This window comes from Dechloromonas hortensis (assembly GCF_009469765.1).
Taxonomy (GTDB): Bacteria; Pseudomonadota; Gammaproteobacteria; order Burkholderiales; family Rhodocyclaceae; genus Azonexus; species Azonexus hortensis.
Window position 1 is genome coordinate 37,972 of record NZ_SSSQ01000002.1, and the last position, 23,428, is coordinate 61,399.

Consider the following 23,428-nt stretch of genomic DNA (forward strand, 5'->3'; position numbering starts at 1 on the left):
CCGGCTAAGCATTCCCCACGGAGAGACAAGAACATGAGCTACGAACTGACCATCGAGCCGCTCGGCCGCAGCATCGAAGTCGAAGAAGGCCAGACCATCCTCGATGCCGCGCTGCGCGCCGGCATCTACCTGCCGCATGCCTGCGGCCAGGGCTACTGCGCCACCTGCAAGGTGTGCATCACCGACGGCGAAGTCGATCACCAGAATGCGTCGAGCTTCGCGCTGATGGACTACGAGCGCGAGGAAGGGCAGACCCTGGCCTGCTGCGCGACGCTGGAATCCGATACGGTCATCGAAGTCGAGATGGAAATCGACGAGGACGCACGCGATATCCCGGTCAAGGATTTCCACGGCACGGTCAGCCGTATCGAGGACCTGACGCCGACCATCAAAGGCATCTGGCTCAAGCTCCCGAACGACGAGGTGCTCGACTTCCAGGCCGGCCAGTACATCAACCTGTACCTGCCGAACGACATGGGCCACCGCGCCTTTTCGCTGGCCAATGCACCGTCGGCCGGCAACGAGATCGAACTGAACATCCGCATCGTCCCCGGCGGCGTCGGCACCACCTGGATCCACAACGAACTGAAGGTCGGCGACCAGATCACGGTGTCCGGTCCCTATGGCCGCTTCTTCGTACACAAGTCGGCCAACGTGCCGTCGCTGTTCATGGCCGGCGGTTCCGGCCTGTCCAGCCCGCGCTCGATGATTCTCGAACTGCTCGAAACGGGCAGCGAATTGCCGATCACGCTGGTCTATGGCGCCCGCAACCAGGGCGAGCTGTACTACCACCAGGAATTCCTCGATCTGGCGGCGCAGTATCCGCACTTCACCTACGTGCCGGCCCTCAACGATGAGCCGGCCGACAGCGGCTGGGAAGGTTTCCGCGGCTTCGTTCATGAAGCGGCGAAGGCTCATTTCGACAACGATTTCCGCGGCAACAAGGCCTACCTGTGCGGCCCGCCGATCATGATTGAAGCCTGCATCACCGCCCTGATGCAGGGCCGACTGTTTGAGCGCGACATCTATACCGAGAAATTCTTCTCGGCCGCCGATGCGCAACAGGTGCGCAGTCCGCTGTTCAAGCGCGTCTGAACCGAAGCCCTCGGCAATCAGGCCCCGCTGGCGGTTGACCGCCGGTGGGGCGATTTTTTGCAGTGGCAGCGACATAAAAAAATGCCACGCAAGGAGACAGCAATGAAGAAAGCCATGTTCCGCTGGCTGGCCGGTCTCGGCCTGCTCGCCGGTGCCCTGGCCGCATCGGCGACGCAGTCGGTGCCGGGCGTGACGCCGAACGCGATCGTGCTCGGCCAGTCGGTCGTGTTGAGCGGGCCGATGGCCGAAGTCGGCCGGCAGTATGCCAAGGGTGTTGCGCTGGCGATCGCCGAGACTAACCGCAAGGGCGGCATCCACGGCCGCCAGCTCGACCTGCAGACCCTCGACGATGCCTACGATCCGCAGCGTGCCGAAAGCAATACCCGGCAGCTGATCGAGGAGCGGCAGGTATTTGCGCTATTCGGCTATGCCGGCACCGGCGCTACGATCGCCGGCCAGGCGCTGGCCGAGAAGGTCGGGGTGCCGCTGATCGCGCCGCTGACCGGGTCCGACGCGCTGCGCGAGAAGCCGGCGGCCAATCTGTTCTTCCTGCGCGCCAGTTACGGCGACGAGATGGATCGGATCGTCGAGCACCAGGCGACGCTGGGCATTACCCGGATCGCGCTGGTCTATCAGGATGACCCGTTCGGCCGCGCGACGCGGCGCAGCTTCGAGGAGGCGATGCGCCGCCAGCGCCTGGCGCCGGTCGCCATTTCCAGCGTCGATCCGCAGGCGATCGACGTCGCCCCGGCACTCGCTGAAATCGGGCGCAGCCAGCCGATGGCGATCGTGCTCGGGACCACCGGCAAGGTGTCGACAAGCCTGCTCAAGGGCATCGGCCAGGGCGGTCAGCGGCCGTCGATCTTCGGCCTCTCGGTGCTCAGCCCGGCGCTGCTGCACGCTGAGTTGAAGGGTGGGGTCGGCGGCATCGTCATGAGCCAGGTCGTGCCCTCGCCGTGGAACACCAAGTACGGCATCGTCCGCCAGTACCGGGCGGCGCTCTCGGCCAGCACCAATCCTGCCGAGATGCATCATGCCTCGATCGAAGGCTACATCGCCGGCCGCGTGCTGATCGAGGGGCTGCGCCGGGCCGGCAAGGAGCTGACTCGGGCCGGCCTGGTCAATGCGCTGGGCGGGCTGCGCAAATTCGATCTCGGCGATTTCGTCGTCGATTACGGCAATCGCCGCCACGCCGGCTCCAGCCTTGTCGAGCTGACGATCCTTAGGCACGACGGCAGCTTCGCCAACTGATTCCGATCACCTCTCCGCTACTCGGTCAAACGGGTGGCTTGATGGCCGCGTAAAACGCGGCCTTTTTTTTGCTGGCCACCGCGCACTGTGGCTGGGCGAATCTCTCCGTTTTGGTGCCTTTGCGACAGTTGACCGGCGGTCTTTGATTTACCTGTCGTGTCCGCCCGGTGTTGCAGAAAAACCTTATCCATCAGTTGCCTGCGGCGCAAACCTTAATCCCGTTCGGGTTTTTTCGGCCGGTTCGATGACATGGGCTGATTTTTTGCTTTTCAGGAATATTCAGTCGGATGTCGAATTTGTCGGGAAACGCTATTGACGGTTCCCGTTGATTCACTAATATGTTAATAGTTGCATTAAACGAAATTCACGGGGGCGGCAAATGAACATGGTGATGGAATCCGTAGTGGGTCACGGCGCCGTCCATCGCCGTACCCGGCAGAATGCCGACGTCGATCTGCAGGCCTCGGCACTGATCTACGAACGCTGGGGCCAACGCTACGATCAACTTTCGGCGGGGCGTTTCGACGGCTCGCTGCACGAAATCCAGTTGCCGGCCTTTACCCTGTTGCGTGAAACCAGCAATCGCGTGTTGCTGCAAAAGGGCTGCACACCCGATGGGGTCTTCGCCATCGGCTCGGTGATGAGCCTCGCCGAGCATGGCTACCATTGCGGCGAGATCATGCGGCATCGATCGGCGGCCTTGCTCGACCCGAAAACCGAGTTCGAAATCCGGACGCCGGAGAGCTTCGACCTGGTCGCAGCCGTGTTCACGCCGCAGGAACTGTGCGCCAATCTCGACGATTCGACGATCGACCATCGCGAACTCGAACTGGACCTGCTGCGCAGTTCGAAAACGATCGATTCGACCTATTCCGAGGCGCTGGCCGATTTTCTGCTGCGCGCCTTCGAGACCAGCCAGGAGTCGCCGGAGCGGCTGTTCATTCCCTCCAACCAGAAGCAGCTGGCCGAAGAGTTCTACGCGCTGATCAGCGAAACGGTCAGCGCCGGGCAGGGCAACCAGGCGCGCTCGGTGTGCCCGAATCGGGAGCGGGTCACCCGGCGGGTGCGCGCTTTTCTCGACGCCAACCCGGAGTCGGCGCTGAGTATCACCGATATCTGCGACGAGGTCGGTGTGACGCGGCGCACGCTGCAGAACGCCATTCAGGAAGTGTTCGGCATTTCGCCGCAGCATTACCTGAAAGCCATCCGCCTGAACGGTTTCCGGCGCGCCCTGAAGGCCTGTGCGCCGGGCCGCGAGTCGATCGGCGACGTCGCGGCGCGCTGGGGTTTCTGGCATCTGTCGCAACTGGCCCAGGACTATCGCCGCCTGTTCGGCGAGCTGCCGTCGCAGACGCGGGAGCGCTGCCTCAACGCTTGAAAGGCGTCGTTTTTTTGCCAATTCTTGATATGCCTCAAAGGAGGCTTTCCAAGATACTGAACTCGCGTTCTCAACAGAGTCGAGCGAGGTCAGAAGATGCAGAAAAAGAAAAAACTGATCGCTTTGCTGGTGCTGGCAGGTCTGGCATCGGGCACGGCGATCGGCGAACCCAGACGGCCCCCGCCGTTACCCGAAGAAGAAATCAAGGTCGAGCGCCTGGCGCCGGCTGACGGCAACCGGCTGTACGTGGTCGACCCCGCCTTCGGCCACATGGTGGATGGCCGGACACACGTGCTGGACGGCAAGAGCGGCCGCTTTCTGGGCATGATCGGCACCGGTTTCGGTTCGCTGATGCTGCCGTCGAAGGATGGCCGCAGCCTGTATCAGGTCACCACCTATTACCCACGCCTTTCCCGCGGTCAACGAACCGATGTCGTCGAAATCCACGACACGCAGACGCTGGCGCTGAAGGGCGAGATCGATATTCCGCCACGGCGGGCGCAGAGCATTTCCTATCGCGGCATGCTGGCGACCAGTGCCGACGGCCGCTTCCTGTACATCCAGAACGCGACGCCGGCCACCTCGGTAGGCATCGTCGATCTGGTGGCCGGCAAGTTCGTCGCCGAGGTCCAGACGCCCGGTTGCTGGTCGATTCAGGCCTGGCAGCAGGGCTATCGTTTCTCGGCGATTTGCGGCGACGGCACCTTATTGACGGTGACGCTGGACGAGGCCGGGCAGGCCAAGTCGCGCGAGCGCAGCGCACCTTTCTTCGATCCGGACAAGGACCCGATCTTCATCCATCCGGAAATCGTTGGCGACGAGCGCTACTTCGTTTCCTACAACGGCAATGTGTACAAGGTCGGCCTGGCTGGCGAGGCACCGCGCTTCGAGGCGCCCTGGTCGCTGCTCGACCAGGCGGACCGCAAGCGCAACTGGCGGCCAGGCGGCTTGCAGATCAGCGCGCTGCATCGCGCCAGCGGCACCTTCTTCGTCAATATGCACGACAAGGGGGCGGAAGGGACGCACAAGAACCCGTCGAAGGAAATCTGGGCCGTCGACCTGCAAAGCCGCAAGCGCCTCGCCCGGATTGCCTCCAACCAGTCGATTTCGGTCGCCGTCAGCCAAGGCGCCGAGCCGCTGCTCTACGGCCTGAGCCACGACGGCAAGGTGCAGGTGCGCCGGGTGGCGCCGGGCTACCCGGTACTGCGCGACATCGCCGGCATCGGCGAAACGCCGATGTTCATGGAGGTGAACTGAGATGCAGGCCAGCCAGTTCATTTTCGACCCGGTCATCCTGCGCGGCGTCAGCGCCGCCCTGAGCATCATCCTGATTCTCGGCGCGCTGACCAAGCTGCGCGACATCGAACTGTTCCGCTACGCCGTCGAGAACTATCGCCTGCTGCCGGCGCCAACGGTGCTGCCCTTTGCCTGGGGCTTCGCGCTGGCCGAGTTGCTGGCCGGCCTCGCCCTCGTCGTCGAACCGCTCCAGTTCTGGGCCGCTTTGCTCGGCCTCGGCGTCATGGCGGTGGCGAGCGGCGGGGTGGCGATCAGCCTGCGCCGTGGCCTCGACCGCATCGAGTGCGGTTGTGGTGGCAGCGGCCAGCGTATCTCGTGGGGCCTGGTTGCCCGCAACGCGGTGCTCGCCGCGGCCATTGCCCTCGCTGCCGGCGATGAAGCGGCTCGCCCGCTCGCCGCCTTCGATTATTTCAGCGTCGCTGCCATCGCCCTCGCGCTGCTCGCCCTCTATGCCTGCGCCAACCAGTTGTTGGCCAATCAACCGTTTTTGAAGGAGATCCACTCATGATCGATCCCATGCTGATTTCTATCGTTGCCCTGTGGCTGCTGGTCATTGCCTTGGGCGTCTGTGTCATCGCACTGTCCCGCCAGATCGGCATTCTCTACGAGCGCGTCGCGCCGATGGGGGCGCTGATGATGGACCACGGGCCGAAGGTCGGCGAACTGGCGCCGCCGGTCGAAGTGACGACCTGGGAAGGCCGCGCCCTGACTCTCGGCGCCGGCATGACGAAAAGCACGCTGATCTTCTTCCTGTCGCCGACCTGCCCGGTGTGCAAGAAGCTGCTGCCGATCATCCGCTCGGTCCAAGCCCGCGAAGGGCAGTGGCTGGATGTCGTGCTCGCCTCCGACGGTGAACGCAGCGAACATGCCGCTTTTTACGCCAAGTACCAGCTGGCCGATTTCCCCTACGTGCTGTCGCAGCCGCTGGGCATGACCTACAAGATTTCCAAGCTGCCTTACTGCGTGCTGCTCGACGCGGCCGGCGCCGTCCGCGCCAAGGGCCTGGTCAATTCCCGCGAGCAGGTCGAAAGCCTGCTGAGCGCCTTCGAGCACGGTGTCGCCTCGGTGCAGGAACATCTCGACCGCAGCCTGGCGGTGCCCGCCATCCTCGGAAAGGGCTGAACCATGAATTTCCTCAAACTATTCGACAGCCTGGCCGAGCGCAGCACGCGCGGCGTCGCCCAGCGCTCCGGGCGGCGCGGCTTCCTGGTCGGCGTCAGCAAGGTACTGGTCGCCAGCGCCTTCGTGCTGCCGGTGCTGCCCTTCGACCGTACCGTGCAGGCGGCCGGCAAGCCGGCGCCGAAGAAGGAACCGACCGATACCGATTGCGATTACTGGCGTTACTGCAGCGTCGATGGCTTTCTCTGTTCCTGCTGCGGCGGCACGATGACGACCTGCCCGCCGGGCACGACGCCGTCGGCCGTGTCCTGGGTCGGCACCTGCCACAACCCGGCCGACGGCCGCGACTACCTGGTCAGCTACAACGACTGCTGCGGCCGGACGACCTGCGGCCGCTGCGGCTGCAACACCAATATCCGCGAGCGGGCCGGCTACCGGCTCGGTGTCCATAACGACATCAACTGGTGCATGGCCAACCAGAGCAGCCTCTACCATTGCACGGTGTCGGTCATTGTCGGCCTGGAAGAGGGGCAGTCATGATGCGACGCGCGGTTTTTGCCCTTTTTCTGCCGTTCACCGCAGGAGTCGCCTTGGCCGAGGACGGCAAGGCGATCTACGATGCCCACTGCGCCGCCTGCCATCAGCCGGATGGCGGCGGCGCGCTCGGCCTGGCGCCGCCGCTGCAGGGCACGCTCGGCAAGCGGCTGGCGACGCCGGCCGGCCGCCAGTACGTGCCGGGCGTCGTGCTCAGCGGGCTGGCCGGCAAGCTGGTCTCGAAGGGCGTCACCTACACCGGCGTCATGCCCTCCTGGCAGCAGCTTTCCGATGCCGAACTGGCCGCCGTCGTCAATCACGTGCTGACCACCTTCAACACTGCCGAACTGCCGCCCGGCCACCAGCCGCTGAGCGCCGAGACCTTCACCCAGTTGCGCGAGAAGAAGCCGACGGCCAAGGATCTGCGGGCCTGGCGGGCCGAATCCGAGCCCAAGTCCGAGTAAGGAGAGAAGATGCGCGCCCCGAACATCCTTGGCCGTGGCCTGCTCCTGCTCGCCCTGGCCTGCGCGATCAGCGGCCCGGCCCGGGCCGACGCCGCGAAAAAGAACTACCGCCTGCACTGCATGGGCTGCCACCAGGCCGACGGCAGCGGTTCGCCGGACAACGGCATCCCCAGCATGCGCGACGAGGTCGGCCATTTCCTGGCCGTGCCCGGCGGCCGGGCCTACCTGTCGCAGGTGCCGGGCACGTTGAATACACCGCTCAGCGACGGTGAAACGGCGGAGTTGCTGAACTGGGTGTTGCTCAATATCGGGCGGCAGAGCACGCCGGCCGACTTCCGGCGGTACACGGCGGTGGATGTCAAAAACTACCGGGCCTCGATTCCCGAGGACATTCCCGGGATGCGCGTCAAGTTGCTGGACCAGCTCGAACGGCTCAAGAAAACCGATTGAGCCGAGCCGCCGGCGGCAAACCCGGGGGCGGGTTGCCGCCATTTTTATAGGCGAATCACAAACATATTCGTGAATTCACCGGCGATTGCCAGTTCTGGCCGATGGCCCGGCCTGTGGCAGAGCCGGTCAGCGTGGATGCCAGTAATTAGCGTTGCGTTTCCTGACACAAAGCTGACGCTATTTCTGTGATCCGGATCAAGAAACTTGCCGATTTTTGATAACGGGCACAGGCCGCCGATTTCTACACTCAAGTCACCAATAGGCAGTTCGGGTTCGGCGAGAGGTCGTTCCCTTCACCCAACAAGGAGGTTCAAATGATTCAGATGCGTAAAGTGGGCGTGGTCCTGGCTGCCGCCTTCGCATTCAGCGGCGGGGCGTATGCCGCAACCGATGCCGAAGCGGCCAAGCTGGGCAAGGAGCTGACCCCGGTCGGCGCCGAAAAGGGAGCCAACAAGGATGGCTCGATTCCGGCCTGGCAGGGGACCGAGGCACCGAACGCCGGCTGGAGTTACGGCAAGAGCCGTGCCGAGTTCTGGAAACACCATGACGACAAGGCGCTCTACTCGATCGATGCCGGCAATGTCGACAAGTACGCCGACAAGCTGTCGCCGGGCCAGATCCAGCTGCTCAAACAGAGCAAGGGCTACAAGATGGATGTCTATCCGTCGCGCCGGACCTGCGGCAACCCCGATTTCGTCGTCGACAACACCAAGAAGAATGCCACCAGCGCCAAGCTCGGCCCCGATGGCTGGAGCCTGAAAGAGGCGACCGTGCCCGGCGTGCCTTTCCCGATACCGAAGAGTGGCACCGAGGTGATGTGGAACGCGAAGATGAAGTACGCCGGGGTCGGCTTCGAGTTCCCGACGCTGTACACCGCGCTGTCGCCGCGCCAGGGGGCGAGCGAATGGATCGATGCGACCTCGACCCAGACCTATTTCTTCCCGTGGGGCAAGAAGGGTTCGACCCAGCTCTCGTCGCTGCCGCCGGTCGAGTATTTCACCTTCTTCTCCTACAAGTCGCCGACGGCGCTGGCCGGTCAGTCGCTGGCGATTACCAACTTCCTCGACAAGACCAACGAGGTCTTCTACTACTTCCCGGGCCAGCGCCGCGTTCGCCGCATGCCGACCTACGCCTACGATGCGCCGCAGATCGGCTTCGAGAACCAGTACACGATGGACGAGCCGCGCATGTTCAACGGCACCATCGAGCGTTTCGACTGGAAGCTGGTCGGCAAGAAGGAACTGATCGTCGGCTACAACGCCTTCGGCATGTACGACCCCAAGGCCAATTTTCATGATGTCGCCAAGAGCGAAGGCCTGAGCAGCGCCAACCGCCGCTATGAAACGCACCGCGTCTGGGTCGTCGAAGCGACCGTCAAGCCGGGCGTCCGCCACGTCGCACCGAAGCGCACCTTCTATATCGATGAAGACAGCTGGGCCATTGTCGTCGCCGAGGATTACGACGCCCAGGGCAAGCTGTGGAAGGTTCGCGAAGGCTTCGTCATCCCGGTCTACGAGACGGGTAGCTGCGACAACCCGGCCTTCGTCCAGCACAACCTGATCGACAACCGCTACCTGGTCGACCAGAGCTCGCTCGGCGGCGGCAAGGACATGCGCTGGTTCGTCGAAGCCAGCGACCCGAAGCTCAAGGAAGGTTTCTACACCTCCGAAAACCTGCGCGCGATCAGCGAGCGTTGATCCGGCAGCCATAGAAAAACACGGAGGGTAAATCCATGACCAAGGTATTCAAGAAAACCATTCTGGCAGCACTGATCGGCTACGCGGGGAGCGCGGCCGCCTTCACCTTCGAGACGGAGAGCATTTCGGGCAGTTTCGATTCGACAGTCAGCTTCGGGGTCGGCGTTCGCGGCCAGGACCCGTCCTGCAACCTCGTCGTCGCCGGGGCGAGCGGCAGCGGCGCGCCGACCGGCTGCACGACAACGGCCGGGGTCGGCGACCAGGGCAACATCAACTACAAGAAGGGCGACGCCTTCACGACCTATCTGAAAGGCACCCATGAGCTGCTGCTCAAGATGCCTGACGACTGGAAGTTCATGGGCCGTTTCAGCTGGCTGCGCGACTTCTCGGCGACGCGGACGACCGATTTCGTCAGCGCGGCGACTGGGCCGAACGGCTATTCGGTCTCGCAGTCGGACGCTGCCCGCGACGACCTGGAATTCAAGACCCGCCTGCTTGACCTCTGGGTCAGCAAGGAGTTTTCGCTCGGCGAACAGCGGGCCCGGGTCCGCGCCGGTAACCAGGTGATCAGCTGGGGTGAAAGCATGTTCCTGCCTGGCGGCATCAACCAGACCAATGCGCTGGACATCATGCGGCTGTCGCAACCGGGCACGCAGTTGAAGGAAGTCTTCCTGCCGGCACCGATCGTCAGCTTCGCGACCGGCCTCGGCAACGGCTTCAATTTCGAAGCCTATGTCCAGGGCGCCTGGAACGACAGCTACTTCCCGCCGACCGGCAGCTACTGGTCGCAGCTCAACGGTCTTGGCAAGGGCGATACCGCCTACGGCATCCCGAAGCGCAAGGCCAAGGATTCCGGCCAGTATGGCGCAGCGCTGCGCTGGCAGCCGTCCGGCACCCAGCTCAATCTCGGTGTCTACAGCATGGCCTACCACGACAAGGTGCCGCAACTGAGCTTCGAGAAGGGGGCGGAATGGGTGTTTGCCGAGGACCGCAAGTTGTTCGGCGTTTCGGCCAACATGCCGCTCGGCGACTGGGCGGTCGGTACCGAACTGTCCTACCGACCGAAGGATGCCGTCTCGCTCAACCCGAATGCCGACGGTTGTGCGGCGAACGGTGGGCGCTGCTGGGTGGACGAGAAGAAGTTCCAGTGGCACCTGACCGGCCTGCTCAGCATGACGCCGGGTGACTACGGCGGCATTCTGAAGCTGCTCGGCAACGCCTCGACCGCCACGCTGATGATCGAAGGCGTTGCCACCTACTATCCGAAACTGAAGAAGTTCTACAACGGCGAGCCGATCGCGGCCGGGGTCTGGGGCTGGGGCCAGGAATTCGACCTCGGCGGCACGGCCGAGGCGGTTGGCGATAAGTTGTCGGCCGGTTACAACCTCGACTTCAGCTGGGTGTACGACGGCAGCCTGATTCCCGGCTGGCAGGTCATTCCGGAAATCTACTTCTTCCACGCGGTCAGCGGGCGGACGCCGAATTCCTCGGCCCTGTTCATGGAAGGGGCGAAATCGGCCAACTTCATGGTCAATTTCGTGCAAAACCCGGCCAACTGGCAGCTCGGCGTCAATTACGCCAAGTTCTGGGGCGGATCACGCGTCTTCGACCAGCCTTACGCCGACCGCGATTTCTTCGGAGCCTACGTTTCCCGCAACTTCTGATGCTGTGAGGGGAGGGCGGTCGTCGACCGCCTTCCCGAAACATTAAATAACAACAGGCATTACCCCCACGGAACAGCTGACCATGCTCAACTTATTCAGCGTCAATGATGTAGACCAGTACCTGACCCGGGCCCTCAAGGGGCTGGAGGATTTCTGCTTTCGCTTCCGCACGCCTTTCCTGATCTGGCTTGCCGTGTTCACCGCCGGCATGGGCTACTTCGCATTGCAGTTGCGGATGGAGGCCGGCTTCGAAAAGCAGATGCCGACCGGCCACGAGTACATCGAGACCTTCCAGAAATACCGCAACGACGTGCTCGGCGCCAATCGACTGAATGTCGTCGTCAAGGCGAAGAACGGCACGGTGTGGACGCAGGCCGGCCTGAAGCGCCTGTACGACGTGACCCAGGCCGTCATCTACCTGCCCGGCGTCGACCGCCTGGGCGTGCAATCGCTATGGACGCCGAACAGCTTCGTCAATGAGATCACCGAGGAGGGCTTTCGCGCCGATCCGTTGATCCCGGGGACGGTGATGCCTGAGCAGCTCAATCCGGAAATCATCGCCGGCATCCAGCGTTCGGCCAGCCAGGGCGGTTTTGTCGGGACGCTGGTCTCGCGCGACCAGACCAGTGCGATGATCGTCGCCGAACTGGCCGAGGTGGACAAGGACGGCAACAAGATCGACTACGTCGCCTATGACAAGCTACTTGAAGAACTGCGTGGCAAGTACGAGGACGCCGATTTCGAGATCCAGATCATCGGCTTTGCCAAGCAGATCGGCGACATCGCCAACGGCGCCTCGGCGGTACTCGAATTCTGCGCCGTCGCGCTGTTGCTGACCGCCGCTGCGGTGTACTGGTACTGCCACTCGCTGCGCTTCACGCTGCTGCCGGTGCTCTGTTCCTTCACCTCGCTGGTCTGGCAGTTCGGTGCCTTGCGCCTGCTCGGTTTCGGCCTCGATCCGCTGGCCGTGCTGGTGCCTTTCCTGGTCTTCGCGATCGGTGTCTCGCACGGCGTACAGCAGATCAACTTCATCGTCCGCGAACTGTCGCACGGCAAGACCACCGAAGAGGCCGCCCGGGCCAGCTTTTCCGGCCTGTTGATCCCGGGCGTCCTGGCCCTGGTCACTGCCTTCGTGTCCTTCATCACGCTGATCCTGATTCCGATCCCGATGGTGCGCGAACTGGCGATCACCGCCTCGCTCGGCGTCTTCTTCAAGATCACCACCAACCTGGCGATGCTGCCGATTGCAGCCTCCTATTTCACCTTTACCAAGGCCTATGCCGACAAGGCGATGTTGAAGCGCGAGAAGCGGGCGCGCTGGCTGCGCTCGCTGGCCCGCGTTGCCGAGCCGAAAAATGCGCTGGTCGTCATTGCGCTGACCACCGCCATCTTCGGCGTCGCCGTCTGGCAGAGCAGCGACCGGGTGATCGGCACGCTGCAGCCGGGGGCGCCGGAATTGCGCCCCGAGGCCCGCTTCAACCGCGACGCGGTGGCTATTGCCGAAGCCTACGACACCGGCCTCGACTGGCTGACCGTGGTTTTCGAAGCGGCGCCGGATTCCTGCGAGAACGTCGCGCTCGGCATCTACCAGGACAAATTCGTCTGGGAGCTGCAGCACACCGAAGGCGTGCTTTCGGCCAGTTCCTACGCCGGCCAGTTGCGGACCTATAACGAGGGCTACAACGAAGGCAACCCGAAAATGGGGGCGATTCCGATCGACCCCGGCAATTACGCGGCGCTAAGTACCGAGGTCGGCCGCATGCGGGGCTACATGAAGAAGGATTGCAGCATGACGGCGGTGCACCTGTTCCTGACCGACCACAAGGCGACGACGATCAATCGCGTCATCGACCAGGTCAAGACCTTCCGTGCCGAAAACAAGCTGGACGGGGTCACCATCCGCCTCGCCTCCGGTAACGCCGGCGTGCTGGCGGCGGTCAATGACGAAGTCGAACACAGCGAATGGCCGATGATGCTCTACGTCTATGCCGCCATCGTCATCCTGGTTGCGCTGGTGTACCGCGATTTCCGGGCGGTTTTGGCCTGCTGCCTGCCGTTGACCGTCGGCACCTTCATCGGCTACTGGTTCATGAAGGAACTGCAGATCGGCCTGACCGTGGCGACCCTGCCGGTGATGGTGCTCGCCGTCGGGATCGGCGTCGATTACGCCTTCTACATCTACAACCGCCTGCAGATGCACATGGCGCACGGCGAGAACATCGTCAAGGCGCTCGAACATTCGATCCTCGAAGTCGGCACGGCGACCATCTTCACCGCCATCACGCTGGCCATCGGCGTCGCCACCTGGGCTTTCTCGGACCTCAAGTTCCAGGCCGACATGGGCAAGCTGCTCGCCTTCATGTTCATGGTCAACATGGTGATGGCGATGACGGCGCTGCCGGCCTTCGCGGTCTGGCTGGAAAAGCTCTTCCCGCGCAAGAGGCCGGTTCGCGCCCCAGGCATTCTCAATCACTGATCGGACGAAACATGTTTTCTGCCAACGCAAAATTCCGTCTCGGCCTGCTCAGTCTGGCCCTCTGTTCGACGCTGGTCTGGGCCCAAACGCCGGGCGCGCCGGTGAACCTGCAGGCGCAGCCGGCCAAAATGAATGCCGCCGCGACCAGTGCGCCTATTCTCGGTGCGGCCATGGCTGGCCAGCGTATCGTCGCCGTCGGCAACTACGGTACCGTGCTGCTCTCGGATGACGCGGGCAAGTCCTTCCGGCAGTCGGCCAAGGTACCGGTTTCGTCGACGCTGACTGCAGTCAGTTTCGCCGACGACAAGCAGGGCTGGGCGGTCGGCCACTGGGGCGCCATCCTGCATACCGCCGATGGCGGCGAGAGCTGGGAGATTCAGCGCCTCGATAGCCAGGAAGACCGGCCGCTGTTCTCGGTGCATTTCTTCAATGCCCGCGAAGGGGTGGCCGTCGGCTTGTGGTCGCTGGTGTTGCTGACCAGCGACGGTGGCAAGACCTGGATACCAAGCGAGCTGCCGGCGCCGCCGGAAGGTGGCAAGGGCGACCGCAACCTGTTCAAGGCCTTCGTCTCGGCCAAGGGCAGCCTGTTCGTCGCCGCCGAGCGCGGCGCCGTGTTGCGCAGCGACGACCATGGCCGCAGCTGGCGCTACCTGATGACCGACTACAAGGGTTCCTTCTGGTCGGGTGTCGGCCTGGCCGACGGTACGCTGCTGGTCGGCGGCCTGCGCGGCACGATCTACCGCAGCGGCGATGACGGGCATACCTGGCAGGCCGTGAATAGCGGCGTCAAGAGTTCGCTGACCGATCTGCTGGCGGTCGGCGACAAGGTGGTCGGCGTCGGGCTCGACGGTGTCCAGGTGGATAGCGCCGACCGCGGCGCCAGCTTCACCTGGACCCAGCGCGACGACCGCCTGTCGCTGACCGCGGTCGCTGCGGTCGGCAATGGCAAGTTGCAGCGTTTTTCCAAGCGCGGTGTCGTCACCGACGGCAACGCCAAATAAAAATGGTTTGAGGAGACAAGATGAAAACTATCGCCATGCTGATCGACGGCCAGCCGGTCACCACGCCAGCCACTTTCGAGGTCATCAACCCGGCGAACGGCGCAGCCTTCGCCCGGGCCGCCGCCGGTACCGCCGCGCACGTCGATGCTGCGGTCGACGCCGCACAAAGGGCATTTTCCGGCTGGAGCCGGACAAGCGACGCCGAGCGCCAGCGCCTGCTGCTCGCGCTGGCCGATGCGCTGGCCGCACACATGCCGGAACTGATGGCGCTGGTCACGCAGGAAACCGGCAAGCCGCTGAACGGCCTGAATGGCGTCGGCGCCGGCATGGAAGTCGGCGGTTCGATTGCCTGGACGCAGGTCACCGCCAACCTCGACCTGCCGGTCGAAGTGCTGCAGGACAACGCCGAGGCCCGTGTCGAAGTGCATCGCAAGCCGCTCGGCGTGGTCGGTTCGATCACCCCGTGGAACTGGCCGTTGATGATCGCCATCTGGCACGTCATCCCGGCCTTGCGCGCCGGCAATACGGTGGTCATCAAGCCTTCCGAGCTGACCCCGGTGGCGACGGCGCGTTTCGTCGAGTTGGCCAACGCCATCCTGCCGCCCGGCGTCCTCAACCTGGTCACCGGCGCCGCCGGCTCCGAGGTCGGGCCGGCCATGGCCAGCCATCCAGGGATCGCCAAGATCGTTTTCACCGGCTCGACCGCCACCGGGCGCAAGATCATGGCGGCCGGGGCGGGCAATCTCAAGCGCCTGACCCTGGAACTGGGCGGCAACGATGCCGGCATCGTGCTGCCGGATGTCGACGTCAAGGCCGTGGCGCCCAAGCTGTTCGGCGTCGCCTTCCACAACAACGGCCAGACCTGCGCCTGCCTGAAACGGCTTTACGTGCATGACAGCATTTACGAGGAACTGTGTGCCGAATTGGCCGCCATCGCGCAGTCGACCGTGGTTGGCGACGGCATGCAGGCGGACAGCCAGCTCGGGCCGATCCAGAACGCCATGCAACTAGCCAAGGTCGAGGAACTCGCCGCCGACGCCCGCGCCCAGGGCGGGCGTTTCCTGTGTGGCGGCCAGCGCCGGGCCGGGCCGGGTTATTTCTACGAGCCGACTATCGTCGCCGATCTGAGCGACGGCACGCGCCTGGTCGATGAAGAACCTTTCGGGCCTATCCTGCCGGTCATCCGCTACAGCGACATCGATGAAGTGATCGCCCGCGCCAACCATAATCCGAATGGTCTGGGCGGCTCGGTCTGGTCGTCCGATCTGGCCGCTGCCGCCGCCCTGGCGCTGCGTCTGGAATGCGGCACGGCCTGGGTTAACGAACACGGTGCCGTGCAGCCGGATGCGCCGTTCGGCGGCGTCAAGCAGTCTGGCATCGGCGTCGAGTTCGGTCGCCACGGGTTGGCCGAATACACCTCGATCCAGACCTTGAAGATCATGAAATCCTGAGCCGGTCCGGCATTTCCTCGGCCATTTTTCCACCCATTTCTCCCTCCTCTGCGAGTTTTCCGGCTGCCTTGTGCAGCCGGCTTTTTTTAGCGGCATCATCCTCGATATGAAACAGTTTGAAATTCCCCCGCGTCTCGAATCGGAACGCCTGGTCCTGCGCATGTTTTGCGAAGCGGACTGGGCTGGCATGCACGCCCACTACGCCAACCCCGAGTGCACCCGCTTTACGCTGGGCCGGGTGCTCAGCGAAGGCGAGAGCTGGCGGCAGACGGCAACCCTGGCCGGGCATTGGCTGCTGCGCGGCTACGGGCCTTACGCGCTGGAGGAGAAGGCGAGCGGGGCGCTGATCGGTGCCGCTGGCCTGTGGTATCCGGCAGATTTTCCGGAACGTGAAATCAAGTGGGCCTTGCACCCCGACTGGTGGGGCAGGGGATACGCCAGCGAGGCTGCCCGTGCCGTTCAGCGCATGGCGCGGGCGGCTTATCCCGAGGCGCCGCCGCCGATCAGTTTTATCCATCGCGACAATCTGGCCTCGATCCGGGTGGCGCTGTCGGTGGGGGCGGTGCTGGAAAACGAAGTCGATTTCCGCGGCGGCCGCTTTCAAATCTATCGCCATCCGTCGCCGGGCTGATCGCTGGCTGACATAGGCAGCCGTTGGCCGGGCGGGCCGCCGTGGATGCTGCAATGCAGCAGCAATGGCCGGCAAAAAATGGTGGAAAAATTTTCTTCAAGTCTGTTGACTCACTAACATCGTAGTGATTTAATCGCTAACATATTAACGAAGATTGGGCTTCGGCCTTTTTTCCAAAAAAGAGGAGATAGACATGAACTACCGTAACTTCGCCGTTCTTGGTGCTCTGGCCGTTGCCCTGCCGGCGGCTGCCCAGGAGGTCACCTTCAAGATTGCCCACTTCCTGCCGTCGGCCGCGCCGACGCAGCAGAAAGTCCTGCAGCCGTGGTGCGAGGAAATGAAGAAGGAGTCGAACGGCCGCATCGCCTGTCAGTTCTACCCGGCCATGCAACTCGGTGGTACGCCAGCCCAGTTGGTCGATCAGGTCAAGAACGGCGTTGCCGATGTGGTGTGGACCGGCCCGGGTTACTCGGCCGGCCGCTTCCCGGCCATCGAGGCTTTCGAATTGCCCTTCATGGTCAAGGATGCGACCAGTTCCTCCAAGGCGCTGTGGAAGTACTACCAGCAAAATGCCCAGCAGGAATTCGCCGCCTACAAGGTGCTGGCTTTCCATACCGATGGCGGCCAGGCAGTGCACACCTCGAAGAAGGAAATCGTCGGCCTGACCGGTTTTTCCGGCATGAAGCTGCGCACCTCGACCCGTGTCGGCGCCAAGACGCTGGCCGCCCTCAGTGGCGCACCGGTTGCCATGCCGCCGGCCCAGGTCACCGAAGCCATCGCCAAGGGCGTTGTCGATGGCTCGCTCGGCGCCTGGGAACTGGTTTACCCGACCAAGCTCTCCGAAGTCACCAAGTTCCACGCCCAGCCGGCACCGGGTGTTGCCCACCCGACCGCAACCGTGCTCACCGTGCTGATGAACAAGCAGAAGTACGACAGCCTGCCGGCTGATCTGAAGGCCATCGTCGACAAGACGACCGGCGAAGTCATGGTCGGCAAGTTCGGCGCAATGTTCGACGACGTCGCGGCCGATACCCGCAAGCGGATTGCCGCTCAGGGTGACAAGATCACCGACTTCAGCGCCACCCAGGTGGCGGCGATGAAGCAGGCGACGGCCACGGTCGAGGAAGAGTGGGCCAAGCAGGTCGGCGAAAAAGGTCTGGACGGCAAGAAGCTGATTGCTTCGGCCCGCGAACTGACTGGCACCAACAAGTAACACGTTTTTTTTGGAAGAGGTGAATCATGCATGATCCGATGGGGATTCCCCATGATCTGGTGGAGCACGACAAGGTCGAGCACTACCTGATCATGGCGGGCAAGGCGATGGCGATTTCGGGCGGGGTGTTGTTCATCGCGCTGATCGCCATGTCGCTGGTTTCGATCATCGGCCGCAAGCTGGGCTTCGGCTCGGTGAACGGCGATATCGAACTGATGCAGGCCGGCACGGCGGTGGCGGCGACGGCTTTCCTGCCGTACTGCACCCTGCTCGGCGAGCACATCAAGGTGGATTTCTTCACCGAGAACATGCGTGATTCACTGAAACGCCCGATCGATGGCGTCGCCGAAGTGCTGTTCGCCATCGTTTCCAGCATCCTGGCCTGGCGGACCGTGCTGTCGGCAATTGCCACCTACGAATCGGAGGAAGTGACGACGCTGGTTTCCCTGCCGCTGTGGATTCCCACCGCGCTGCTGGTGCCCGGCCTGGTGTTGATGGCAGTTTGCGCCATCTACCGTGCCTATGCCCACTTCCATCCGACCAAGAATATTCCGGGAGCCCACAAATGAGCGGTACCACCATTGGCCTGATCGGCTTCGCCTGTCTGCTCGCCATGCTGGCGGTACGGGTGCATATCACGATGGCGATGTTCGTCACCGGTTCGGCGATTTACCTGGTGATGAACCACGGTGAGACTTCCGGCTTGCTTTATACCCTCAACAACCTGGTCTATGCCCGGGTTTCCAATTACGACCTGGCGGTGATTCCGCTGTTCATCATGATGGGCCAGTTCGCCACCCATGGCGGCCTGTCCAAGGCGCTGTTCAAGGCGGCCGGCACCCTGATCGGTCACTGGCGCGGCGGTCTGGCGATGGCCTCGACGGCTGCCTGCGCCGCGTTCGGCGCCATCTGCGGTTCCTCGCTGGCCACCGCCGCAACGATGGGCCAGGTCGCCTTGCCCGAGCTGAAAGCCGCCGGCTACTCCGGCCGGCTGTCCACCGCCACGCTGGCCGCTTCCGGCACGCTCGGCATCATGATCCCGCCGTCGGTGCCGCTCGTCATCTACGCCGTGCTGACCCAGGAATCGATTGGCAAGCTCTTCGTCGCTGCCGTCATTCCCGGCATCATCGCCGCCCTCGGTTACATCCTGGTCATCGCCATCATCGTCCGGCGCGATCCGGCGGCCGGTCCGGCCGGCAAGAAAGTGCCGTTCGCCGAAATGATCAAGGCCCAGATCAACATCATTCCGGTGCTCTGTGTCTTCCTCGTCGTTATCGTCGGCATCTACGGCGGTTGGGCCAATCCGACCGAAGCCGCCTCGATCGGCGCGGCAGCCTGCGGCATCATCGCCGCGGTCTCCGGCGGCATGCGGACCAAGGACTTCCTGCAGAGCGTCTATGGCACCGCCCACGCCACCGGCATGATCTTCATGGTGCTGATCGGCGCCGACCTGCTCAATTCCAGTCTGGCCCTGTCGCAAATGCCGACCGAGCTGGCGACCTGGGTGGCCGGTAGCGGTCTGCCCCCGCTGGTCGTGCTGTTCTCGATCCTGCTCATCTATATCCTGCTTGGCTGCGTGATGGATTCACTGGCCATGATCCTGCTGACCATCCCCATCTTCTATCCGATGGTCATGGGTCTCGAATTCTTCGGCATGGGCCTGGAAGACAAGTCGGTGTGGTTCGGTATCCTGGCCCTGATGGTGGTCGAAATCGGCCTGGTCCATCCGCCAGTCGGCATGAACCTCTACGTCATCAACAAGATCGCCAAGGACGTCCCGATGACCGAGACCGCCTGGGGTGTGATGCCCTTCCTGGCTTCGGACTTCATCCGCATCATCGCCTTGGTCTTCTTCCCGGTGGTGTCCCTCGGTCTGGTGCATTACCTCGGTTAATTGGAGTTAGTAACAATGATCAAACAGATAGTCAGCGGTACGGTTTACGGTGTCGTCCTCAACGACCGGGCCTCGCTCGGCAAGATCGGTGAGGCGCTCGAAGCGGCGCCTTACAAGGGCGCCCCGCAAGCCCCGGCGATGTACATCAAGCCGGCCAATACCCGCGTCCCCTGCGGTGCTGCGGTGAACCTGCCAAAAGGGGCAAAAACCGTCGAGGTTGGTGCCACCATCGGTCTGGTCATGGGTCGTGCCGCTGCCCGTCTGAACCGCGCCAATGCGCTGGACGCCGTGGCCGGCATCGTGCTGGCCGGCGATCTCAGCCTGCCGCACGACAGCTACTACCGTCCGGCGATCCGCGAGAAGTGTTTCGACGGTTCGCTGCCGCTGTCCTCGGTCAAGCCGCTGGTCGATCTGGCCAATCTGCAACTGACCACCGAAATCGACGGCCAGGTCGTCGAACAGCGCTCGCTGGCCGATCTGATCCGTGATCCGGCCCAGTTGCTGGTCGACGTGACGGAATTCATGACCCTGAGCCAGGGCGACGTGCTGCTCGTCGGCGTCAGCTATATGGCGCCGCAAGCCGGCGCTGGCAGCCAGGTGAAAATCAGTGCCGAAGGCGTCGGCAGTCTCCAATTCTCCATCGCAGGAGCACAAGCATGAAGCGCGGTCGCATTGCCTTCCAGGGCGCCATCCACCAAGTGACGCAGGCCGCCGATGGCCGTGTCCAACTGGCCGACGGCCGCTTGCTCAACGAAGCCGAGGTCGAGTGGCTGCCGCCGGTCGTGCCTGGCGCCGTCTTTGCGCTCGGCCTGAACTACGCCGACCATGCCAAGGAATTGGCCTTCAAGGCGCCGGAAGTGCCGCTCGCCTTTTTGAAGGGGCCGAACACCATCGTCGGCCACCGCGCCCAGACCCGCCGTCCGGCCGACGCCACCTACATGCACTACGAGTGCGAGCTGGCCGTCGTCATCGGCAAGACCGGCAAGAACCTGTCGAAGGCCGAGGCGATGGACATCGTCGCCGGCTATACGGTGGCCAACGATTACGCCATCCGCGACTATCTTGAGAATTACTACCGCCCGAACCTGCGCGTCAAGAACCGCGATGGCTGCACGCCGCTCGGTCCCTGGCTGGTCGATGCCGCCGACGTGCCGAACCCGATGTCCCTGAAGCTGACGACCCGCGTCAATGGCAAGGTTACCCAGCAGGGCACGACGTCCGACATGATTTTCGATATCGCGACGCTGATCGAATACCTGTCGTCCTTCATGACGCTGAACCCGGGCGACATCATCCTGACCGGCACGCCGGAAGGCCTGGCCGACGTCAAGGCCGGCGATGTCATCGAGACCGAAGTTGAAGGCGTCTGCTGTCTGATCAACACCATCGTCGACGACCAGACCTATTTCGCCACCGTCTAACAGAAAGCGAGAACAGCATGATCAAGCACATCATCAACGGCCAGAAGGTCGAGAGCAAGGAAACCTTCCAGACCATCAACCCGGCGACCGGCGAAGTGCTGGCTGAAGTCGCCAGTGCCGGCGAGGCCGAAGTCAATGCCGCCGTTGCCGCCGCCAAGGCTGCTTTCCCGGGCTGGGCCGCCACGCCGGTCAAGGAACGCGCCCGCCTGGTCAGGAAGCTGGGCGAACTGATTGCCGCCAATGTCGAGCCGATTGCCGACATGGAAACCGCCGATTGCGGCCAGGTCACCAATCAGACCAAGCGCGTGCTGATTCCGCGCGCCTCGGACAATTTCAACTACTTCGCCGAGCTGATCCAGCACATGCACGGCGAAACCTACGATTCCGACACCGGTCACCTGAACTACACGCTGTGGCAGCCGGTCGGCGTCTGCGCGCTGATCTCGCCGTGGAACGTGCCGTTCATGACCGCCACCTGGAAGACCGCGCCTTGCCTGGCCTTCGGCAACACCGCGGTGATGAAGATGTCGGAACTGTCGCCGCTGACCGCCAACCGCCTCGGCGAACTGGCCCTCGAAGCCGGCATTCCGCCGGGCGTCTTCAACGTCGTCCAGGGCTTCGGCAACACCGCCGGCGAGCCGCTGGTCGCCCACCCGGATGTCCGCTCGATTTCCTTCACCGGTTCGACGGCGACCGGCAACCGCATCGTCAAGGCGGCCGGCCTGAAGAAGTTCTCGATGGAACTGGGCGGCAAGTCGCCGTTCATCATCTTCGACGACGCCGACTACGAGCGCGCCCTCGACGCCGCCATCTTCATGATCTTCTCGAACAACGGCGAACGCTGCACCGCCGGCTCGCGGATCATCGTCCAGGAAGGCATCTACGACAAGTTCGTCGCCGACTTCGCCGCCCGCGCCTCGCGCCTGACGGTGGGCGACCCGATGGACCCGAATACCGTGATCGGCCCGATGATTTCCAAGGGCCACATGGACAAGGTCAATTACTACATCGAGCTTGGCAAGCAGGAAGGCGCCAAGGTCGTCTTCGGCGGCGGCACGCCGGTCGTCGATGACAAGTTCAAGAACGGCTTCTGGGTCCAGCCGACCGTCTTCGCCGATGTCGACAACAGCATGCGGATCGCCCAGGAAGAAATCTTCGGGCCGGTGCCCTGCATCATCCGCTTCAAGACCGAAGAGGATGCCGTGCGCATCGCCAACGACACCATCTACGGCCTGTCGTCGTATCTCTGGACCAACAACACCGGGCGCGCCATCCGCCTGGCCAAGGCCATCGAATCCGGCATGACCTTCGTCAACAGCCAGAACGTCCGCGACCTGCGCCAGCCCTTCGGCGGCTCGAAGGCGTCCGGTACCGGCCGCGAAGGCAATCACTACAGCTTCGAAGTGTTCTGCGAAGCCAAGAACATCGCCGTGTCCTACGGCAGCCACCACATTCCGCGCTGGGGCGTCTAAACAAGCAGAGCCGCCGTCATTCCCGATCAAGTCGGCAATGACGGCAAAAAAGGAGACAGCAAAATGGGCAAACTAGTACTCGCCGCCAAGATCACCCACGTTCCGTCGATGTACCTGTCCGAAATGGACGGGCCGCACAAGGGCTGCCGCCAGGCCGCCATCGACGGTCACAAGGAAATCGCCCGCCGCATGCGTGAACTGAAGGTCGACACCATCGTCGTCTTCGATACGCACTGGCTGGTCAATTCCGGTTACCACATCAACTGTGCGCCGGCCTGGGAGGGCATCTATACCTCCAACGAACTGCCGCACTTCATCAAGAACATGCCGTTCTCGTATGAGGGTAACCCGGCCCTGGGTCACGCCATCGCCGAAACGGCGACCGCTGCCGGCGTCCACACCCGTGCCCACGATGCAACCAGCCTGGCGCTGGAGTACGGCACGCTGGTCCCGATGCGCTACATGAACGAAGACAAGAAGTTCAAGGTTGTCTCGGTTTCCGCGCTGTGCACGGTGCATAACCTGCTGGACTCGGTCGAACTCGGCCGGGCGGTACGTCGCGCCATCGAGCAGAGCGAAGGCAATGTCGCAGTGCTGGCTTCCGGCTCGTTGTCGCACCGTTTTGCCCAGAACGGCGTTTCGGAGCAGTTCCTGCACAAGGTCTGGGACCCGTTCCTGGAAACGGTCGATCACCACGTTGTCGACCTGTGGCAGAAGGGCGACTGGAAGACCTTCTGCGGCATGCTGCCCGAGTACGCGGTCAAGTGCCACGGCGAAGGGATGATGCACGACACCGCGATGCTGTTGGGCGTGCTCGGCTGGGACCAGTACGAAGGCAAGGCCGAAGTCGTGACGCCTTACTTCGGTTCGTCCGGCACCGGCCAGATCAACGTCGTTTTCCCCATTTAAAAAAGAGCGCAA

22 protein-coding genes are annotated in these 23,428 nt (G+C 63.3%); all 22 read left to right on the forward strand.

Annotated features, from left to right (window positions below):
- The first annotated feature begins 33 nt into the window (after positions 1-33).
- The 22 genes from GH663_RS03520 (at position 34) to hpaD (ending at position 23,416) form a co-directional block, all read left to right on the forward strand.
- The gene (locus GH663_RS03520) at positions 34-1,095 is read left to right on the forward strand and encodes an NADH:ubiquinone reductase (Na(+)-transporting) subunit F (protein WP_153130322.1); all 1,062 of its coding nucleotides are present in this window, start codon (positions 34-36) and stop codon (positions 1,093-1,095) included.
- Between the two features lie 102 nt (positions 1,096-1,197).
- Positions 1,198-2,346 (forward strand): ABC transporter substrate-binding protein, encoded by a 1,149-nt coding sequence (locus GH663_RS03525; protein WP_170291328.1) that lies wholly within the window; start codon positions 1,198-1,200, stop codon positions 2,344-2,346.
- Positions 2,347-2,725: 379 nt separating this feature from the next.
- On the forward strand, positions 2,726-3,724 hold the full coding sequence (locus tag GH663_RS03530) for a helix-turn-helix domain-containing protein (RefSeq protein ID WP_083518478.1): 999 nt from the start codon (positions 2,726-2,728) through the stop codon (positions 3,722-3,724).
- Positions 3,725-3,820: 96 nt separating this feature from the next.
- Entirely contained in the window at positions 3,821-4,981 is a 1,161-nt protein-coding gene (locus GH663_RS03535; protein ID WP_153130324.1) for an amine dehydrogenase large subunit, read from the forward strand.
- 1 nt (position 4,982) lies between these two features.
- On the forward strand, positions 4,983-5,528 hold the full coding sequence (locus tag GH663_RS03540; RefSeq protein ID WP_153130325.1) for a MauE/DoxX family redox-associated membrane protein: 546 nt from the start codon (positions 4,983-4,985) through the stop codon (positions 5,526-5,528).
- Positions 5,525-6,142 (forward strand): methylamine dehydrogenase accessory protein MauD, encoded by a 618-nt coding sequence (gene mauD, locus GH663_RS03545; protein ID WP_066886262.1) that lies wholly within the window; start codon positions 5,525-5,527, stop codon positions 6,140-6,142. The genes GH663_RS03540 and mauD overlap by 4 nt, the downstream gene beginning before the upstream one ends.
- Positions 6,143-6,145: 3 nt before the next feature.
- Positions 6,146-6,679, forward strand: a complete 534-nt coding sequence (locus GH663_RS03550; protein WP_153130326.1) for a methylamine dehydrogenase light chain — start codon at positions 6,146-6,148, stop codon at positions 6,677-6,679.
- Entirely contained in the window at positions 6,676-7,137 is a 462-nt protein-coding gene (locus GH663_RS03555; protein ID WP_066886268.1) for a c-type cytochrome, read from the forward strand. Before GH663_RS03550 ends, GH663_RS03555 begins: the two co-directional genes overlap by 4 nt.
- A 9-nt stretch (positions 7,138-7,146) precedes the next feature.
- Positions 7,147-7,587 carry a cytochrome c gene (locus tag GH663_RS03560; RefSeq protein WP_153130327.1) on the forward strand — a complete coding sequence of 147 codons (441 nt, stop codon included), beginning with the start codon at positions 7,147-7,149 and terminating at the stop codon, positions 7,585-7,587.
- A 314-nt stretch (positions 7,588-7,901) separates the two neighbouring features.
- Positions 7,902-9,284 carry a DUF1329 domain-containing protein gene (locus GH663_RS03565; protein ID WP_170291329.1) on the forward strand — a complete coding sequence of 461 codons (1,383 nt, stop codon included), beginning with the start codon at positions 7,902-7,904 and terminating at the stop codon, positions 9,282-9,284.
- A gap of 35 nt (positions 9,285-9,319) precedes the next feature.
- Positions 9,320-10,948, forward strand: a complete 1,629-nt coding sequence (locus GH663_RS03570) for a DUF1302 domain-containing protein (protein WP_153130328.1) — start codon at positions 9,320-9,322, stop codon at positions 10,946-10,948.
- Positions 10,949-11,030: 82 nt separating this feature from the next.
- On the forward strand, positions 11,031-13,424 hold the full coding sequence (locus GH663_RS03575; RefSeq protein ID WP_153130329.1) for an efflux RND transporter permease subunit: 2,394 nt from the start codon (positions 11,031-11,033) through the stop codon (positions 13,422-13,424).
- 11 nt (positions 13,425-13,435) lie between these two features.
- Positions 13,436-14,425 carry a WD40/YVTN/BNR-like repeat-containing protein gene (locus tag GH663_RS03580; protein ID WP_153130330.1) on the forward strand — a complete coding sequence of 330 codons (990 nt, stop codon included), beginning with the start codon at positions 13,436-13,438 and terminating at the stop codon, positions 14,423-14,425.
- Positions 14,426-14,445: 20 nt separating this feature from the next.
- On the forward strand, positions 14,446-15,876 hold the full coding sequence (locus GH663_RS03585; protein WP_153130331.1) for an aldehyde dehydrogenase family protein: 1,431 nt from the start codon (positions 14,446-14,448) through the stop codon (positions 15,874-15,876).
- 106 nt (positions 15,877-15,982) lie between these two features.
- Entirely contained in the window at positions 15,983-16,507 is a 525-nt protein-coding gene (locus GH663_RS03590; protein ID WP_153130332.1) for a GNAT family N-acetyltransferase, read from the forward strand.
- Positions 16,508-16,700: 193 nt separating this feature from the next.
- Positions 16,701-17,720, forward strand: a complete 1,020-nt coding sequence (locus GH663_RS03595; RefSeq protein WP_153130333.1) for a TRAP transporter substrate-binding protein — start codon at positions 16,701-16,703, stop codon at positions 17,718-17,720.
- A gap of 26 nt (positions 17,721-17,746) precedes the next feature.
- Positions 17,747-18,289 carry a TRAP transporter small permease gene (locus GH663_RS03600; RefSeq protein WP_153130334.1) on the forward strand — a complete coding sequence of 181 codons (543 nt, stop codon included), beginning with the start codon at positions 17,747-17,749 and terminating at the stop codon, positions 18,287-18,289.
- Positions 18,286-19,614, forward strand: a complete 1,329-nt coding sequence (locus GH663_RS03605; RefSeq protein ID WP_153130335.1) for a TRAP transporter large permease — start codon at positions 18,286-18,288, stop codon at positions 19,612-19,614. The genes GH663_RS03600 and GH663_RS03605 overlap by 4 nt, the downstream gene beginning before the upstream one ends.
- 15 nt (positions 19,615-19,629) lie before the next feature.
- On the forward strand, positions 19,630-20,274 hold the full coding sequence (locus GH663_RS03610) for a fumarylacetoacetate hydrolase family protein (protein ID WP_153130336.1): 645 nt from the start codon (positions 19,630-19,632) through the stop codon (positions 20,272-20,274).
- Positions 20,271-21,035: a fumarylacetoacetate hydrolase family protein gene (locus GH663_RS03615; protein ID WP_153130337.1), complete on the forward strand. Its 765-nt coding sequence runs from the start codon at positions 20,271-20,273 to the stop codon at positions 21,033-21,035. Before GH663_RS03610 ends, GH663_RS03615 begins: the two co-directional genes overlap by 4 nt.
- A 17-nt stretch (positions 21,036-21,052) precedes the next feature.
- Positions 21,053-22,507: a 5-carboxymethyl-2-hydroxymuconate semialdehyde dehydrogenase gene (gene hpaE / locus GH663_RS03620; RefSeq protein WP_153130338.1), complete on the forward strand. Its 1,455-nt coding sequence runs from the start codon at positions 21,053-21,055 to the stop codon at positions 22,505-22,507.
- A gap of 63 nt (positions 22,508-22,570) precedes the next feature.
- Complete coding sequence (gene hpaD / locus GH663_RS03625; RefSeq protein ID WP_153130339.1) at positions 22,571-23,416, forward strand: 3,4-dihydroxyphenylacetate 2,3-dioxygenase; 846 nt, start codon at positions 22,571-22,573, stop codon at positions 23,414-23,416.
- The last annotated feature ends 12 nt before the right edge of the window (positions 23,417-23,428 follow it).

Bases quoted from the DNA above. Each gene is read 5' to 3' on its own strand.
- GH663_RS03520 (WP_153130322.1), top strand. From the start codon at position 34: ATGAGCTACGAACTGACCATCGAGCCGCTCGGCCGCAGCATCGAAGTC.
- GH663_RS03525 (WP_170291328.1), top strand. From the start codon at position 1,198: ATGAAGAAAGCCATGTTCCGCTGGCTGGCCGGTCTCGGCCTGCTCGCC.
- GH663_RS03530 (WP_083518478.1), top strand. From the start codon at position 2,726: ATGAACATGGTGATGGAATCCGTAGTGGGTCACGGCGCCGTCCATCGC.
- GH663_RS03535 (WP_153130324.1), top strand. From the start codon at position 3,821: ATGCAGAAAAAGAAAAAACTGATCGCTTTGCTGGTGCTGGCAGGTCTG.
- GH663_RS03540 (WP_153130325.1), top strand. From the start codon at position 4,983: ATGCAGGCCAGCCAGTTCATTTTCGACCCGGTCATCCTGCGCGGCGTC.
- mauD (WP_066886262.1), top strand. From the start codon at position 5,525: ATGATCGATCCCATGCTGATTTCTATCGTTGCCCTGTGGCTGCTGGTC.
- GH663_RS03550 (WP_153130326.1), top strand. From the start codon at position 6,146: ATGAATTTCCTCAAACTATTCGACAGCCTGGCCGAGCGCAGCACGCGC.
- GH663_RS03555 (WP_066886268.1), top strand. From the start codon at position 6,676: ATGATGCGACGCGCGGTTTTTGCCCTTTTTCTGCCGTTCACCGCAGGA.
- GH663_RS03560 (WP_153130327.1), top strand. From the start codon at position 7,147: ATGCGCGCCCCGAACATCCTTGGCCGTGGCCTGCTCCTGCTCGCCCTG.
- GH663_RS03565 (WP_170291329.1), top strand. From the start codon at position 7,902: ATGATTCAGATGCGTAAAGTGGGCGTGGTCCTGGCTGCCGCCTTCGCA.
- GH663_RS03570 (WP_153130328.1), top strand. From the start codon at position 9,320: ATGACCAAGGTATTCAAGAAAACCATTCTGGCAGCACTGATCGGCTAC.
- GH663_RS03575 (WP_153130329.1), top strand. From the start codon at position 11,031: ATGCTCAACTTATTCAGCGTCAATGATGTAGACCAGTACCTGACCCGG.
- GH663_RS03580 (WP_153130330.1), top strand. From the start codon at position 13,436: ATGTTTTCTGCCAACGCAAAATTCCGTCTCGGCCTGCTCAGTCTGGCC.
- GH663_RS03585 (WP_153130331.1), top strand. From the start codon at position 14,446: ATGAAAACTATCGCCATGCTGATCGACGGCCAGCCGGTCACCACGCCA.
- GH663_RS03590 (WP_153130332.1), top strand. From the start codon at position 15,983: ATGAAACAGTTTGAAATTCCCCCGCGTCTCGAATCGGAACGCCTGGTC.
- GH663_RS03595 (WP_153130333.1), top strand. From the start codon at position 16,701: ATGAACTACCGTAACTTCGCCGTTCTTGGTGCTCTGGCCGTTGCCCTG.
- GH663_RS03600 (WP_153130334.1), top strand. From the start codon at position 17,747: ATGCATGATCCGATGGGGATTCCCCATGATCTGGTGGAGCACGACAAG.
- GH663_RS03605 (WP_153130335.1), top strand. From the start codon at position 18,286: ATGAGCGGTACCACCATTGGCCTGATCGGCTTCGCCTGTCTGCTCGCC.
- GH663_RS03610 (WP_153130336.1), top strand. From the start codon at position 19,630: ATGATCAAACAGATAGTCAGCGGTACGGTTTACGGTGTCGTCCTCAAC.
- GH663_RS03615 (WP_153130337.1), top strand. From the start codon at position 20,271: ATGAAGCGCGGTCGCATTGCCTTCCAGGGCGCCATCCACCAAGTGACG.
- hpaE (WP_153130338.1), top strand. From the start codon at position 21,053: ATGATCAAGCACATCATCAACGGCCAGAAGGTCGAGAGCAAGGAAACC.
- hpaD (WP_153130339.1), top strand. From the start codon at position 22,571: ATGGGCAAACTAGTACTCGCCGCCAAGATCACCCACGTTCCGTCGATG.